This is a genomic window from Streptomyces sp. NBC_00341, assembly GCF_041435055.1.
Classification (GTDB): Bacteria; Actinomycetota; Actinomycetes; order Streptomycetales; family Streptomycetaceae; genus Streptomyces.
The window spans coordinates 6,707,592-6,722,180 of the sequence record NZ_CP108002.1 but is presented as its reverse complement, the minus strand read 5'-3'; the positions used below and the strand labels follow the sequence as shown (position 1 = coordinate 6,722,180).

15 protein-coding genes are annotated in these 14,589 nt (G+C 68.6%); 11 read left to right on the top strand and 4 right to left on the bottom strand.

All coding sequences use genetic code 11. The features are described 5' to 3' along the window. Nucleotides 1-198: 198 nt before the first annotated feature. Entirely contained in the window at nt 199-435 is a 237-nt protein-coding gene (locus tag OG892_RS30320) for an antitoxin (RefSeq protein ID WP_073737729.1), read from the top strand. A gap of 219 nt (nt 436-654) precedes the next feature. Here the strand turns inward: OG892_RS30320 and OG892_RS30315 are convergent, their stop codons facing one another. After that, nucleotides 655-1,368, bottom strand: coding sequence for a class III extradiol dioxygenase subunit B-like domain-containing protein (locus tag OG892_RS30315; protein WP_371630751.1), 714 nt, complete (start codon nt 1,366-1,368; stop codon nt 655-657). A 114-nt stretch (nt 1,369-1,482) separates the two neighbouring features. Further along, nucleotides 1,483-3,003 carry a tRNA (N6-isopentenyl adenosine(37)-C2)-methylthiotransferase MiaB gene (gene miaB, locus OG892_RS30310; RefSeq protein WP_328865215.1) on the bottom strand — a complete coding sequence of 507 codons (1,521 nt, stop codon included), beginning with the start codon at nt 3,001-3,003 and terminating at the stop codon, nt 1,483-1,485. Between the two features lie 134 nt (nt 3,004-3,137). Here miaB and OG892_RS30305 point away from each other — a divergent pair, with 134 nt between their 5' ends. After that, complete coding sequence (locus OG892_RS30305; RefSeq protein WP_073737732.1) at nt 3,138-4,139, top strand: TAXI family TRAP transporter solute-binding subunit; 1,002 nt, start codon at nt 3,138-3,140, stop codon at nt 4,137-4,139. 63 nt (nt 4,140-4,202) lie between these two features. Here the strand turns inward: OG892_RS30305 and OG892_RS30300 are convergent, their stop codons facing one another. Both OG892_RS30300 and OG892_RS30295 read right to left on the bottom strand, forming a co-directional pair. Beyond that, nucleotides 4,203-5,597: an ATP-binding protein gene (locus tag OG892_RS30300; protein WP_371630750.1), complete on the bottom strand. Its 1,395-nt coding sequence runs from the start codon at nt 5,595-5,597 to the stop codon at nt 4,203-4,205. 15 nt (nt 5,598-5,612) lie between these two features. Beyond that, nucleotides 5,613-6,305, bottom strand: coding sequence for a response regulator transcription factor (locus OG892_RS30295; protein ID WP_024493686.1), 693 nt, complete (start codon nt 6,303-6,305; stop codon nt 5,613-5,615). Nucleotides 6,306-6,654: 349 nt separating this feature from the next. Here OG892_RS30295 and OG892_RS30290 point away from each other — a divergent pair, with 349 nt between their 5' ends. The 9 genes from OG892_RS30290 (at nt 6,655) to OG892_RS30250 (ending at nt 14,512) form a co-directional block, all read left to right on the top strand. After that, nucleotides 6,655-7,443, top strand: a complete 789-nt coding sequence (locus OG892_RS30290; protein ID WP_073737734.1) for an amino acid ABC transporter ATP-binding protein — start codon at nt 6,655-6,657, stop codon at nt 7,441-7,443. A 69-nt stretch (nt 7,444-7,512) separates the two neighbouring features. Next, nucleotides 7,513-8,355: a glutamate ABC transporter substrate-binding protein gene (locus OG892_RS30285; protein ID WP_073737735.1), complete on the top strand. Its 843-nt coding sequence runs from the start codon at nt 7,513-7,515 to the stop codon at nt 8,353-8,355. 74 nt (nt 8,356-8,429) lie between these two features. Further along, complete coding sequence (locus OG892_RS30280) at nt 8,430-9,095, top strand: amino acid ABC transporter permease (protein WP_073737736.1); 666 nt, start codon at nt 8,430-8,432, stop codon at nt 9,093-9,095. Continuing rightward, on the top strand, nt 9,092-10,000 hold the full coding sequence (locus OG892_RS30275) for an amino acid ABC transporter permease (RefSeq protein ID WP_363223320.1): 909 nt from the start codon (nt 9,092-9,094) through the stop codon (nt 9,998-10,000). The genes OG892_RS30280 and OG892_RS30275 overlap by 4 nt, the downstream gene beginning before the upstream one ends. 602 nt (nt 10,001-10,602) lie before the next feature. After that, entirely contained in the window at nt 10,603-11,802 is a 1,200-nt protein-coding gene (locus OG892_RS30270; protein ID WP_371630749.1) for an ATP-binding protein, read from the top strand. Next, on the top strand, nt 11,799-12,197 hold the full coding sequence (locus OG892_RS30265) for a roadblock/LC7 domain-containing protein (protein ID WP_073737738.1): 399 nt from the start codon (nt 11,799-11,801) through the stop codon (nt 12,195-12,197). The genes OG892_RS30270 and OG892_RS30265 overlap by 4 nt, the downstream gene beginning before the upstream one ends. After that, a complete protein-coding gene (locus tag OG892_RS30260; RefSeq protein WP_073737739.1) occupies nt 12,194-12,589 on the top strand; it encodes a DUF742 domain-containing protein in 396 nt (131 codons plus the stop codon). The genes OG892_RS30265 and OG892_RS30260 overlap by 4 nt, the downstream gene beginning before the upstream one ends. Then, the gene (locus tag OG892_RS30255; protein ID WP_073737740.1) at nt 12,564-13,169 is read left to right on the top strand and encodes an ATP/GTP-binding protein; all 606 of its coding nucleotides are present in this window, start codon (nt 12,564-12,566) and stop codon (nt 13,167-13,169) included. The genes OG892_RS30260 and OG892_RS30255 overlap by 26 nt, the downstream gene beginning before the upstream one ends. After that, entirely contained in the window at nt 13,166-14,512 is a 1,347-nt protein-coding gene (locus tag OG892_RS30250; protein WP_073737741.1) for a cytochrome P450, read from the top strand. Before OG892_RS30255 ends, OG892_RS30250 begins: the two co-directional genes overlap by 4 nt. Nucleotides 14,513-14,589: the final 77 nt, after the last annotated feature.

The following is a 14,589-nucleotide window of genomic DNA, read 5'->3' as shown; positions in this document are numbered from 1 at the left end:
ACGGGGCGGCCGGGGGCCGCGGCGCGTCCGGACACCCCGTCAAGTAAAATGTCGAGTACATATGGGCGTTTTCTTATGGTTCGGGTTTCCACCCGCCACGACAGCAGGTATCGCGGCGGTGACTGCGCGGCAGCACGGCGGGTACCCGGTCCGGAGAAGGCGCGCACGCACGCACTCCCCCAGCAGAGAAGGTGTCCGATGGGCTTCATGGACAATTTGAAGGCGAAGCTGAGCCCGGCCAAGGACAAGGTCAGCGACCTCGCGCAGCAGCACGGGGGCAAGATCGACCAGGGGCTCGACAAGGCCGCGCGGACGGTGGACGAGAAGACCAAGGGCAAGTACAGCGACAAGATCGTGTCCGGCACCCAGAAGGCCAAGGACGCGGTGGAGAAGCTGTCCAACAAGGACGGGGGCACCACCCCGCCCGCTTCCTGACCCCGTCCGGCAGGACACCGTGACGGCCGCGGAGCTATGCGCTCCGCGGCCGTCGTGTGCCGTGTGCCGTGTGCCGTGTGCCGTGTGCCGTGTGCCGTGTGCTGTGTTCTGTGTGCCGTTGCGTGACCCGGCGGACCGGCCGGTCTTCGGTACGGGGTTCGGTACGGGGTTCGTTACGGGGTTCCCTGAGGATTCCGTGCGGCCGGAGCCGCCGCGGGATCAGGACCAGGCGGCGACCAGGTAGCCCACGCCGTAGGGCGCGTCGTCGTACAGCAGGCGGCCGTCCAGACCGGCGCCCTGCGCGGCCCCCGCGAGCACCTGCCAGGGCGCGCGGCCCGCGGCCTTCAGCTCGTACGCGAGCGCCTCGTCCAGCTCGGTCAGCGCGCCGGTGTCCGCCGCGCCCAGCGCGCGCGAGGCCGCCGCGTCGAAGGCGGCGGCGCGCTCGTCCAGGTAGCCCGGGGCCTTGAGGGTGCGGCAGGCGCTGCCGTCGCCCATCACCAGCAGGGCCACCCGGTCCGCCCGGCCGGCCAGCGCCCGGCCGGTCTCCGTGCAGCGGGCGGTCTCCAGCGGCTCCCCCACGCCCAGCCCCTCGACCGGCGCGTCCGCCCACCCGGTACGGGCCAGCAGCCAGGCGCCGACGGCGAGCGAGGCCGGGAGCGGCCGGCCGGCCACCGCGCCCAGGTCCCGCCCGAGCCGTACCGCGAGATCGACGCCGAACTCCTCGAAGGAGCCGGTGGCGCCCTCGGGATGGGTCCCGCGGCCCGCGATGTCCGCCGGGCCGATCACGATCAGCAGATCGGGCCGGGAGGCGGCCAGCACGCCCAGCGCGTCGGTGCACGCGGTCCTCGCGGCGTCGAGCTCGGGCGCGGCCCCGGCGGCGACGTCGGGGACCAGCAGGGGCGGACAGGGGCACACAGCGGCGGCGACAAGCATGGTGGGCAGCGTACTGGCTGCGCGACCACGTGCCGCTCGGCGAACTGGCTGCGCGATCACGTGCCGCTCGGCGTACCGGCTGCGCGACCACGTGCCGCTCGACCCGCTGTCCGTTCAGTCGCAGCCGCAGCCCGGGGCCGAGGCGGCGGGCAGCGGGGCCGGGGCGCCGATACCGGGCAGGCCCAGCATCACACCGGCCGGCGCGGCGGCCGGGGCGGCGTTGCGCTTCTCCCAGGCGTCCCCGGAGCGGGTCCGCCGTACCGCGAGGGGTGCGCCCTCTGCGAGCAGGTGGTGCGGGGCCGCGTAGCTGATCTCGACGCTCACCACGTCGCCGGGCCGTACGTCCTGGTCCGGCTTGGTGAAGTGCACGAGGCGGTTGTCGGGGGCGCGGCCGGAGAGCCGGTGGGTCGCGCCGTCCTTGCGGCCCTCGCCCTCCGCGACCATGACGTCCAGCGTGCGGCCGACCTGCTTCTTGTTCTCCGACCAGGAGATCTCCTCCTGGAGGACGGACAGGCGCATGTACCGCTCCTGGACGACCTCCTTGGGGATCTGCCCGTCCATGTCGGCGGCCGGGGTTCCGGGCCGCTTGGAGTACTGGAAGGTGAAGGCGTTGGCGAAGCGCGCCTCGCGGACCGCGTGCATCGTCTGCTCGAAGTCCTCCTCGGTCTCCCCGGGGAAGCCGACGATGATGTCGGTGGAGATCGCGGCGTCGGGCATCGCGGCCCGCACCTTCTCGATGATGCCGAGGAAGCGTTCCTGCCGGTAGGAACGCCGCATCGCCTTCAGGATCGTGTCGGAGCCCGACTGCATCGGCATGTGCAGCTGCGGCATCACGTTCGGCGTCTCGGCCATGGCCGCGATCACGTCGTCGGTGAAGTCGCGCGGGTGCGGCGAGGTGAAGCGGACCCGCTCCAGGCCCTCGATCCGTCCGCAGGCGCGCAGCAGCTTGGAGAAGGCCTCCCGGTCGCCGATGTCGGAGCCGTAGGCGTTGACGTTCTGGCCGAGCAGGGTGATCTCGGAGACGCCCTCCGCGACCAGGGCCTCGATCTCGGCCAGGATGTCGCCGGTGCGGCGGTCCTTCTCCTTGCCGCGCAGCGCCGGGACGATGCAGAAGGTGCAGGTGTTGTTGCAGCCGACGGAGATGGAGACCCAGGCCGCGTACGCGGACTCGCGGCGGGTGGGGAGCGTCGAGGGGAACGCCTCCAGGGACTCGGCGATCTCGATCTGCGCCTCCTCCTGGATGCGGGCGCGCTCCAGCAGCACGGGCAGTTTGCCGATGTTGTGCGTACCGAAGACGACGTCGACCCAGGGCGCCCGCCGGACGATGGTGTCGCGGTCCTTCTGGGCGAGGCAGCCGCCGACCGCGATCTGCATCCCGGGGCGCTTCGTCTTCATCGGGGCGAGCCGGCCGAGGTTGCCGTACAGCTTGTTGTCGGCGTTCTCCCGCACCGCGCAGGTGTTGAAGACGACGACATCGGCGTCCCCGTCGGAGCCCTCGGGCGCCCGTACGTAGCCGGCGTCCTCCAGCAGACCCGACAGCCGCTCGGAGTCGTGGACGTTCATCTGGCACCCGTAGGTGCGCACCTCGTAGCTTTTTCTGACGTCCACTGCTTCGCTCCGGTTGCCGCTGCTCATGCGACAAGGGTAGGCGCTGCCCGGACACCTCCCGTCGCGGGCGGCTCCCGGACCGTTCCCCCGGCCCTGTGCCGGGTGGCGGATCCACCGGCACCCCTGGCCATGGCCGGGAACCACCTGGCAGGATCGCCGCCATGGTCCCGGCGGCTCTGTCCCGAATCGGCCGGCGTCGTTCCCTGCGGGCGGGCGCCGCCCTCGTCGTCGTGCTCGGGCTCATCATGTGGTGGCTGCTCCCGCTCGGGGATTCCGCACCGACCGGGAACCTGTCGTTCAGCACCGGCGTCCGCAGTGGTGTCTACCAGCGCTACGGCGAGCGGCTGAGGGGCGCGCTGGCCAAGGATCTGCCCGATGTGTCGATAGAACTGCAGACCAGCGAGGGATCTCAGCAGAACCTCGCCCGGGTGGCGACGGGCAAGGCCGATTTCACCATCGCGACCACCGACGCCGTGGCCACCTATCTGCGGGACGGCAAGCCGGGCGCCGAGCGGCTGCGCGGCTGTGTCCGGCTCTACGACGACTACATCCAGCTGGTCGTGGACCGGAACTCGGAGATCCGCAAGGTCTCCGACCTGCGCGGCAAGAAGGTCGCGGTCGGCCAGCCGGGCTCCGGGGTACGGCTGGTCGCGGACCGGTTGATCACGGCCGCCGGCCTGGACCCGGTCGACGACATGACGGCGATACCGGCCGGCATCGACACCGTGCCCAAGCTCCTGGAGGACGGCAAACTCGACGCGTTCTTCTGGTCCGGGGGGCTGCCGACCACCGCGGTGGCGGACCTCTCCGACCGGTTCGCGATCCGGCTGGTCCCGCTGGAGGACACGCTGATCAAGCAGCTGCAGGCGGCGGGCGGCTCCACCCGCTACTACCGCTCGGCCGTGATGCCCGCGGACGCCTACCGCAACGCGCAGCAGGGCCAGGCCGTGCCGACCGTGGCGGTCGCCAACGTGCTGGTGACCACCGACCGTACGGATCCGGCGATGACCGAGGCCTTCACCCGGACCGTGATCGACAGCCGGGACCGCATCGGGCGTGAGGTGCACGCCGCGCAGCTGGTGGATCTGCGGACCGCGATCTACACCGATCCGTTGCCGCTGCACGAAGGGGCCAAGCGCTACTACCGCTCGGTCAAGCCCTGAGTCCGCCGGACCGGGCCGCCGTGCGGTCCGCGCAGCGGGCTCCGCTCAGCCCGCGCAGCCCGCTCAGCCGTGCGGCCCGTTGCGGGGCACAGAGACCGTCACCCGGAGCCCGTGCGGTTCGTGGCGTTCGTAGGCGATGGTGCCTCGGCTCGCGGCGAGGAGGGCCTTCGAGATGGAGAGGCCCAGGCCGGAACCCCGTATGTTCTGGTGCTGCGAGCTGCGCCAGAAGCGGTCTCCGACGCGCTCCAGCTCCTGCTCGGTGAGGCCGGGTCCGCGGTCCGCGACGGCCACCGTGACGCATGCGCCGGCGGAGGCGACCGTGACCCGGACCTCCTCCTGGGCGGGGGTGAACTTGAGGGCGTTGTCGATGATGGCGTCGAGTGCGCTGGACAGGGCTATGGGGTCCGCCCAGGCGGTGGCGGCGGGGGTGCCGTCCGTCCGGAGCCTGACCCCCTTCTCCTCGGCCACCGGACGCCAGGAGAGCACGCGTTCGGCCGTGAGGGCGCCGATGTCGGTGAGCTGGAGATCGGCCTCTGCGTGTTCGGCCAGGGCCAGGTCGAGCAGATCGTCGAGGACCTGGCCGAGGCGCTTTCCCTCCGTGCGCACCGAGGCGATCTCCTCGTTGCCCTCCGGGAGTTCGAGGGCGAGCAGCTCGATCCGGAGCAGCAGCGCGGCCAGCGGATTGCGCAACTGGTGCGAGGCGTCCGCGACGAAGGCGCGCTGCTGTTCCAGCACGTCCTCGACGTTGTCGGCCATCTCGTTGAACGAACGGGCCAGCCGCCTGAGTTCCGGCGGTCCGCCGGACGCCGCCACCCGGGACCGCATCCGGCCGCTGGCGATGTCGTGGGCGGCGACGTCCAGGGTCCGCACCGGGAGCAGGACCCAGCCGGTGAGCCGGATCGCCGCACCGACGGCCACCAGCATCGCGACCACCTCGCCCGCCGCGATCACCAGCCAGCCGCGCAGCGTGTCGGAACGCATCTGCGCGGTGGGTGAGTCGGTGACGACGACGGCGACCACGTCGCCGTCGCGCACGACGGGCGAGGCGACGACCACCCGGCCGTCCTGCCAGGGCCAGACCTGCGGCGGATCGTGGCTGCGCCGGCCGAGCAGCGCCTCGTTGAACGCCTCCCGGCCCTCCCCCTCGACCGGCAGCCGCCAGTCGCCCGGGGCCTTCGCCATCGCGGAGTCGTCGCGGTAGAAGACACCCGCCCGGATGCCGTACACCGCGTCGTACGTCTCCAGTTCGGTCTGGAGCGTGCGCTGCCGCTCGTCGTAGCCGTTGGTGCGCTCGGTGATGAACTGGGCGAGTGCGGCGAAACGGGCCGTGTCGTCGATCCGGTCGATCACGACGCCCTGCTGCTGGGCGGCGGCCACACTGACGGCCAGCGGGAAACCGAGCGCGAGCAGGACACTCGCCATGAGAACGATGAGCAGCGGAAGCAGCCTGGTACGCACCGGAGACGTACGCCTCTACGCGGACGGGGCGACGAGGCGGTAGCCGACCCCGCGCACGGTCTCGATCAGGGCGGGCAGCCGCAGCTTGGCGCGCAGGGAGGCGACGTGCACCTCAAGCGTGCGCCCCGTCCCCTCCCAGCTCGTACGCCAGACCTCGCTGATGATCTGCTCCCGGCGGAACACCACGCCGGGCCGCTGCGCGAGGAGCGCGAGCAGGTCGAACTCCTTGCGGGTGAGCTGGACTTCGCTGCCGTCGACGCTGACCCGGCGGGTGGGCAGCTCGATGTGCACATGGCCCAGCCGCAGCGCGGCGACGGGCGTGGGCCCGGTGTCCTCCGCGGCGGGCTTGCGCCGGCTGACGGCGTGGATACGGGCGAGGAGCTCGCCGGTGTCGTACGGCTTGGTCACGTAGTCGTCCGCGCCGAGGTTCAGCCCGTGGATGCGCGAGCGGACGTCGGCCCGCGCGGTCACCATGATCACCGGTACGGCACTGCGCTTGCGGATCTTCCCGCACACCTCGTAGCCGTCCTGGTCGGGCAGCCCGAGATCCAGGAGTACGACTCCGAAGGGCTCCGCGTCCGTGGGGAGGAGGGCCTGGAGGGCCTCCTCGCCGCTGCGGGCGTGCACCACCTTGAAGCCGTGCCGGCCGAGGATGGCGGACAGGGCGGCGGCGACGTGGTTGTCGTCCTCGACGAGCAGCAGCCTCATGGGCCCCCTCTCCGGAGTCGCGGTGCCGGTAAATCTCGTGGTGCCGGCAGATGTGGCGTCGGTGCGGTCGCGTAGACCCCTGGTCACTTCCCCGTATCGAGGCGTTTCACGTCAGGGTGTACCAGGGCATCCACTCCGATGACCGGTGGGCCAGTCAAGTGCCTTCCGGTTGCATCCATGTTTCCGTTATGCACCCGGTACGCCGGGACGGCCCGCGTGACGTCCCGTTCACGCGGAGTGTCCGGTTGCGGCCGGATCGTTATGCTCAATTTCCGCTCAGATGTAATGACGCTGGTCGCACTGCGTCACTAAGGTCCTTGCCAACCGAGGAGGACGGAGCAAAAAGCCGATGAGCGGAGTTTCAGTGACCAAGGGCGCCGAGGACGCTGCACCCGCGGCCGGCGGCGACCTGGTCGTGCTGAGCAACGTCAACAAGCACTTCGGCGCGCTGCATGTGCTCCAGGACATCGACCTGACGATCGCCAGTGGCGAGGTCGTGGTCGTCATCGGGCCTTCGGGGTCCGGGAAGTCCACGCTGTGCCGCACGATCAACCGCTTGGAGACGATCGACTCGGGCGCGATCTCGATCGACGGGAAGCCCCTGCCCGAGGAGGGCAAGGAGCTGGCGCGGCTGCGTGCCGATGTCGGCATGGTCTTCCAGTCGTTCAATCTCTTCGCCCACAAGACGGTGCTCGAGAACGTGATGCTGGGCCAGCTCAAGGTCCGCAAGACGGAGAAGAAGGCGGCCGAGGACAAGGCGCGTTCGCTGCTCGACCGGGTGGGCGTGGGGACCCAGGCCGACAAGTACCCGTCGCAGCTCTCCGGCGGTCAGCAGCAACGCGTGGCGATCGCACGGGCGTTGGCGATGGACCCCAAGGTCATGCTGTTCGACGAGCCGACCTCCGCGCTCGACCCGGAGATGATCAACGAGGTGCTGGAGGTCATGCAGCAGCTCGCCCGCGAGGGCATGACCATGGTCGTCGTCACCCATGAGATGGGTTTCGCCCGCTCCGCGGCGAACCGGGTCATCTTCATGGCGGACGGGAAGATCGTCGAAGAGGCCGTGCCCGACCAGTTCTTCAGCAACCCGCGCAGTGACCGGGCCAAGGACTTCCTGTCGAAGATCCTTCACCACTGATGGAGCCTTCAGCGCCGGTTTCCGGACCGGCTGATCACTCACATCGCGTCAACTCTAGGGAATTTCAACATGCAGCTTCGTAAGGTCACTGCCGCCTCGGCCGCCGTGCTCGCCCTCGCTCTGACCGCCACCGCCTGTGGCTCCGACGACAAGGACGATTCGTCCGGCTCGGGCGGCGGCAAGAAGATCACCATCGGCATCAAGATCGACCAGCCGGGTATCGGCCTGAAGACGCCGGACGGCAAGTTCACCGGCTTCGACGTCGATGTCGCCACGTACGTCGCCAAGGAACTCGGCTACGACGCCAAGAACATCGAGTTCAAGGAGACCAAGAGCGCCGACCGCGAGACGTCGATCGACCGCGGTGACGTGAAGTTCATCGCCGCCTCCTACTCGATCAACGACGAGCGGCTGAAGAAGGTCGACTTCGCGGGTCCGTACCTCCTCGCCCACCAGGACATCCTGGTCCGCGCGGACGACACCTCGATCAAGTCGGCGAAGGACCTGAACAACAAGAAGCTCTGCTCGGTCACCGGCTCGACCTCGGCGCAGAACATCCACGACACCCTGGCCCCGAAGGCGCAGCTCCAGGAGTACGGCGGCTACTCGGAGTGCCTGACCGGCTTGGAGAACAAGGCCGTTGACGCGCTGACCACGGACGACAGCATCCTGGCCGGCTACGCCTCGCAGGACGCCAACAAGGGCAAGTTCAAGCTGGCCGGCCTCAAGATGACCAACGAGAACTACGGCATCGGCCTGAAGAAGGGCGACGCCGACCTCAAGAAGAAGATCAACGACGCGCTGACCAAGATGGTCTCGGACGGTTCGTGGGAGAAGGCCGTGAAGGCCAACTTCGGCCCGGCGAACTACAAGAACGAGCCCGCCCCCAAGATCGGCAACGTCGTCAAGTGAAGCAGGGCTGACCGGGCGCGCCGCCACTGACGGCGGCGCGCCGTGCCCTCCTACACGCGGAAGCGCGGGAGATCGTGTTCGACTTTCTTGATGGTTACGACCTGCTGGGGGCCTTCTGGGTGACGGTGCAACTCACCGTCTACTCCGCCCTCGGCTCCCTCATATGGGGAACGCTGCTGGCCGGCATGAAGGTCAGCCCGGTCCCCCTGATGCGCGGTTTCGCGACCGGCTATGTGAACGTGGTCCGGAACATTCCACTGACCGTGATCATTGTGTTCTCCTCTCTGGGGCTGTACTCGACGCTCAACATCAGCCTCGGCGCGTCCGAGATCACGGACGTAAACTTCCGTCTCGCGGTACTTGCCCTGAGCGCCTACACCGCCGCCTTCGTGTGCGAGGCGCTGCGGTCCGGGATCAACACGGTGCCGGTCGGTCAGGCCGAGGCGGCACGTGCCCTCGGCCTGAGCTTCACCCAGGTTCTGCGGCTGATCATCCTTCCGCAGGCGTTCCGGTCGGTGGTCAATCCGCTGTCCAACGTCCTCATCGCTCTGACGAAGAACACCACGGTCGCTTCCGCGATCGGAGTCATGGAAGCTTCGTACTTGATGAAGGGCATGATCGAGAACGAGGCGCAGCTGATCCTCATCTCTGCCGTCTTCGCCTTCGGATTCATCGTTCTGACCCTCCCGACCGGCCTCATCCTCGGCTGGGTGAGCAAGAAGGTGGCGGTGAAGCGATGAGTTCCGTCCTCTATGACGCCCAGGGGCCACGCGCCAAGCGGCGGAACATCCTCTACACCGTCCTGTTCGTGCTCGTCGCCGCGGCCGTGGTGTGGTGGGTGTACGACGGTCTCGCGTCGAAGCACCAGCTCGACTGGATCAAGTGGAAGCCCTTCTTCACCAGCTCCCAGCCGTGGGAGACGTTCATCTGGCCGGGCTTCCAGAACACGATCAAGGCGGCGTTCTTCGCCCTGATCATCGCGCTGCCGCTGGGTGCGCTGTTCGGGATCGGCCGGCTCTCGGAGCACCGGTGGATGCGAGCGCCTTCCGCTGTGGTCGTGGAGTTCTTCCGCGCCATCCCGGTTCTGATCCTGATGGTCATCGCGAACCAGGCGTACTCCGAGTACACCGAGCTCGACCCGGAGACCCGGCTGCTGTACGCGGTAATCACGGGCCTGGTGCTCTACAACGCATCGGTGCTCGCCGAGATCGTGCGGGCCGGCATCCTGACGCTCCCCTCCGGGCAGACGGACGCGGCCAAGGCGATCGGCATGCGCAAGGGCCAGACCATGGTCTTCGTACTGCTGCCGCAGGCGGTCACCGCCATGCTCCCGGCGATCGTCAGTCAGATCGTGGTGATCGTGAAGGACACCGCCCTCGGTGGCGCGGTGCTCAGCTTCCCCGAGCTGCTGGCGTCGGTCCGGCCGATGGCAGCGAACTACGGCGCCAACACCATCGCGTGCTTCACCATCATCGCCGTGATCTACATCGCGCTGAACTTCAGCCTCACCTCGTTCGCGAGCTGGCTGGAGCGGCGGCTCCGGCGTGCCAAGAAGAGCACGGGCGCCGTCGTGGGCACCGGCCCCGGGGGCGCGCCCGAGACGGTCGGTGCGCCGGTGGTCATCATGGACTCGTCCGCCTCCTGACGGCTGAGCAACAGAAGTCCCCGAGGGGCGGTGGCGCATACGCCACCGCCCCTCGCCGCGTCGTCGGTGCCGGGCCGGGCCGCCGTCGCCGCGTTCTGGACAGGCTGCCGGCGGCAAAAAACTCAAACCGTGAGGCTGCGGTCACATGTCCTGAGTCGTAGCTCGTGCCGCCGCCCGTAGCCCGCTCTCGAATCGGCCATCTGGCTTCCTGGGCAAGCTTGTTGGTCGGATGACACTCGCCCTGCCCTGTATCACCTCGTCAGCCCGCTACAAGGCGAGATGCGCCGCAGAGCTGCAAGAACCCAGGTGCCACACGGCTGAGCGGCACGGTACGCGCTCCGCCACTGTGGGCCTCCACCTCGCAGACACAGCTTCCTCACTGACATGAACATGCGTTTCTCGCTAACGGGGCACCGACGTGGCGGACTTGACAGAATCTCATGATCGTCTGGTGATACGCTCGCGTGCACATGCCACGTGAGCTTTCGCCTTGGCATGGATACAGCCAGGGGGGCTCTCCGGGCGGTGACGTCTGCCCACAGCCGAGGGTCCGCTTGGACAGATTTCGAGAGCTGGACTCCAGCCGCTCAATAGAGAGTCACATGACGAATTTTTGGCAGGATCCGACAGTCTGGGCGCTTGCCGTCGGCGTCGCTGTCGCCGCCACGGTAATCACTCGCCAGCGAAAAAAGATCAAGGCGCTACGTCGTCAGAAGCAGGGCGTTCAAGGTGAGCTGACCGCATCGCAGGGCAGGGCCGCCGACTTCGAGTCCACCGTCATCGAGCTGCGCAGCGGCTACGACGAGGTGGTCCGCCGGGCCAAGGAAGAGGGGGAGGAGGCCACAAACACCGTACTGAAGTCGGCCATGCGGACCCTTCAGGGCCTCGCCGCGGAGCAGCAGCGGGCCATCTCCGGGCTGCAGAAGAAGTACGGCGACTCGGCCGTGTTGCGGGACATGCTGGATATCGACCACATGAACTCGCAATTCAACCGGCGTGCGCAGTCCATTGCGGTGCTGTGCGGCGGGTGGCTCGGCCGGCAGCGGGAGGCCGCATCGGTCTATGACGTGATCCGCGGAGCGCAGGGCCGTATCCGGCACTACCAGCGCATCGAAATCGCCTCACGGGTCGATTTCGCGGTGACCAGCCGTGCCGTCGAACCGATCGCGCTGACGGTGGCCGAGCTGCTCGACAACGCGACCAGCTATTCCGAGCCGTCCACCATGGTCGAGGTCGAGGTGCGGACGGTGCCCCGGGGCATCTGCATCGTGATCGACGACGCCGGTGTCGGCATGAGCGAGGAAGAACGGACGAACGCCACCGCTCTGCTGTCCAGCGGGTCCGTGGTGAGCGTTTCGGAGCTCGGCAACCCTCCCGCGTTCGGTTTCGCGGTGATCGGTGCCCTGTGTGCGCGGTTCGGGTTCACGGTCGCCATCGACAGCACCTCTCCCTACGGCGGCGTCCGCGCTGTGGTGATGGTGCCGAAGGAGTTGTTGACCGAGATGCCAGAGCCCAAGACGCCCACTTCCACGCAAGAGGTCAATGCCGCTGCCGCGAGCCGCGGTCCGGCTCCTGCGGCGGCAGAGGGCGGGCTGCCCCGGCGACGGAACAAGCGCGGCATGGCGCTCGTGCCGAACGGCGACCGCAGGTCTGATGAAGCGCCGCCGGCCCGGTCGGCAGAGGCACGGGTGGCGGCCATGGGCGCGTTTCAGCGTGGCACTCTCAGCGGCCGAGGTGCGGGGGTACCGGCCGCCGAAGATGACAACGCTGCCGATTCACACGAAGGATTCGATGCCCCGTGAGCGACGACCTGTCCTGGATGCTTGAGGACGCGCTGCAGATTCCGCATGCTCTCCACGCGGTCCTGATTTCTGCCGACGGCCTCCAGATGTCCCGTACTACGGAGATAGACAGAGGCGATGCCGACAAGGTGGCCGCCGCCGTCTCCGGCCTGCAGTCACTCAGCCGGGCCGTCAGCTTCTTCTGCGGTGAGCACGGAGCGAACTGGCGCCAGACCCTCATCGAGTTCGACGGGGGCTGGGTGTTCCTGAACGCTGCGGGCGGCGGCAGCTACCTTGCCGTGGCCGCGTCGGCCGAGGTCGACATGCAGGACATCACGTACCGGATGCAGCAGCTGGTCAGCCGGCTCGGCAAGGCGATGTCGACCGGCCTTCGCGGCGACACGGTCACCTCATGACCGAACCCGGCCGTCCCGAGCCCGAGCCCGAGTTCGTGTCCGAGGCCGGAGAACTGGTCCGGCCCTACGTCATCACCCGTGGCCGTGACCTGCCCGATGAGGGCGAGTTCGCCCTCATCACTCTCGTTACGACGGCCACCGACGAGCAGCAGCGCCCCCAGCGGCTCTCGCCCGAGGAGCAGCAGATCCTGGAGATGTGCTCCAGTGGCTACCTCTCGGTCGCTGAGATCGCCGCGCACTCCCAGCTGCCGCTCGGGGTGGTCAAGGTGCTGCTCAATTCCCTCTCCCAGGGGGGCTATCTCGTGACCCGGGCGCCGGTGCCCTCGGCCCGTCCCACCAACAAGGCCTTGCTCAAGGAGGTGCTCGATGGCCTCAAGGCTCTCTCTGTCTGAGGATGCCTACGTGCCCAGCGGCGCACAGCAGACTGCAGTGAAAATCCTGGTCGTCGGGCATTTCGCCGTCGGCAAGACCACCCTGATCGGCTCACTCTCCGAGATCACGCCGTTGTCCACCGAGGAGCGGATGACGACGCTCTCCGAGCGCGTCGACGACCTCAAAGGGGTTCAGGGAAAGACGACCACCACCGTCGCCCTGGACTTCGGCCGGCTGACGCTGAGCGAGCGCATCGTTCTGTATCTGTTCGGCTCCCCCGGACAGCAGCGCTTCGTGAGCCTGTGGGACGACACGGCCCGCGGAGCGCTGGGCGCCTTGGTCCTCGTGGACCCCGAGCGCCTGGCCGACTCCTTCGACGTCATGGATCTGGTCGAGAGCTACGGCCTCGATTTCGCCGTGGCCATCAATCACTTCGACGGCAGTACGGTCCACACCCCGGAGGAAGTCCGGGAGGCACTCGACCTGCTGCCCGACACCCCCATCGTCACCATCGACGCACGCGACGAGAAGTCGTCCGTCGACGCCCTGATCACCTTGGTCCGCTATCTGCACGAGCGCGCCGACCTGGAGCACGCATGACAACCCCCTCTGTACCTCCGCCCGGCTGCCCCGCACACGGCAGCGGGCAGCGCATACCCCTGGACAGCGCGGAGTTCGCTGCCAATCCGCACGCGTACTACCGCTACATGCGCGAGCTCGGCCCCACCGCTCCGGTCACCATCGCCCCTGGCGTGGAGGCGACGCTGGTGACCGATTACAACGCGGCTCTGGAACTGCTGCAGGATTCGACGACCTTTCGCAAGGACTCACGCCGCTGGCGTGCACTGGCTGAGGGCCGCATCCGCCCCGACAGCCCGGTCCTGCCGCTGCTGGGCTACCGGCCGAACGCGATGTTCACCGACGGCGCCGAGCATGTGCGGCTGCGGCAGGCCATCACCGACTCCTTCGCCCGCGTCAGCAACAAGCGGCTGAGCCGGATAGTCGGCCAGGCAGCCCAGTTCCTGATCAACCAGTTCAGCTCCCGCGGCAGCGCCGACCTGCTCCGCGACTACGCCCAGCAGCTCCCGCTGTACGTGTTCAACGAGCTGTTCGGCTGCCCGGCAGAGATCGGTGACCGGGTGCTGTTCGGCATCTCCGGCATGTTCGACGGAGTCAACGCCGAGGCGGCCAGCCAGGTCCTGCTCGGAGCGGTCAGCGAGCTGGTGGCGCTCAAGCGCGCCCGGCCCGGGGAGGACATCACGTCCTACCTGATGCAGCATCCGGCGCAGCTGGACGACGAGGAACTGGCGCACACGCTGGTGCTGCTCCTCGGTGCGGGCGGCGAGCCGGAGGGCAACCTGATCGGCAACGCCTTCTACACGATGCTGACCAACGAGGAGTTCGCACGCCTGGGGCAGTTCGACAAGGCTGTGGACGACACTCTGTGGCGCAATGCGCCGATGTCCAACTACGCGCCCCATTACCCGGTGGTCGACACGGAAGTGGCCGGCGACAAGGTGCGCGCCGGTGACCTGGTGCTGGTGTCCTTCGGCGCGGCCAACACGGCGCTCGCGGACCGCGGTGCCGACACCCGCGGCCACCTCGCCTGGAGCGCGGGCCCGCACGCCTGCCCGTCGAAGGAGCCGGCCAGGCTGATCGCCCTGACGGGCCTGGAGACGCTGTTCAACGCCCTGCCCGACGTTGAACTCGCCGTCCCCGCGGACAGCCTCGCCTGGCGGCCCGGCCCCTTCAACCGGGCCCTGGCCTCCCTGCCCGTCCGGTTCAGCTCAGTCACCCCGCGCGCCGCGGCCGCACCGGAGCCGACGTCCGTGCCCCGCTACCAGGCACCCCCGGTCGCGGCCGCACCCGCGTCCGCGGCGCCGCAGCCCACCGGCAAAGCGGGGCGCTGGAGCAGCTTCATGAAGTGGCTGACGAGCCAGTAGCCCACACCCCCTGTGACGCATGTGACACAGGCAGTTGACGTAGTCTGCATGAAAGATCAACTTCCTGGGTAGGACGG

Coding starts and splice junctions, on each gene's coding strand:
- OG892_RS30320 (WP_073737729.1), top strand. CDS start 199: ATGGGCTTCATGGACAATTTGAAGGCGAAGCTGAGCCCGGCCAAGGAC.
- OG892_RS30315 (WP_371630751.1), bottom strand. CDS start 1,368: ATGCTTGTCGCCGCCGCTGTGTGCCCCTGTCCGCCCCTGCTGGTCCCC.
- miaB (WP_328865215.1), bottom strand. CDS start 3,003: ATGAGCAGCGGCAACCGGAGCGAAGCAGTGGACGTCAGAAAAAGCTAC.
- OG892_RS30305 (WP_073737732.1), top strand. CDS start 3,138: ATGGTCCCGGCGGCTCTGTCCCGAATCGGCCGGCGTCGTTCCCTGCGG.
- OG892_RS30295 (WP_024493686.1), bottom strand. CDS start 6,305: ATGAGGCTGCTGCTCGTCGAGGACGACAACCACGTCGCCGCCGCCCTG.
- OG892_RS30290 (WP_073737734.1), top strand. CDS start 6,655: ATGAGCGGAGTTTCAGTGACCAAGGGCGCCGAGGACGCTGCACCCGCG.
- OG892_RS30285 (WP_073737735.1), top strand. CDS start 7,513: ATGCAGCTTCGTAAGGTCACTGCCGCCTCGGCCGCCGTGCTCGCCCTC.
- OG892_RS30275 (WP_363223320.1), top strand. CDS start 9,092: ATGAGTTCCGTCCTCTATGACGCCCAGGGGCCACGCGCCAAGCGGCGG.
- OG892_RS30270 (WP_371630749.1), top strand. CDS start 10,603: ATGACGAATTTTTGGCAGGATCCGACAGTCTGGGCGCTTGCCGTCGGC.
- OG892_RS30260 (WP_073737739.1), top strand. CDS start 12,194: ATGACCGAACCCGGCCGTCCCGAGCCCGAGCCCGAGTTCGTGTCCGAG.
- OG892_RS30255 (WP_073737740.1), top strand. CDS start 12,564: ATGGCCTCAAGGCTCTCTCTGTCTGAGGATGCCTACGTGCCCAGCGGC.
- OG892_RS30250 (WP_073737741.1), top strand. CDS start 13,166: ATGACAACCCCCTCTGTACCTCCGCCCGGCTGCCCCGCACACGGCAGC.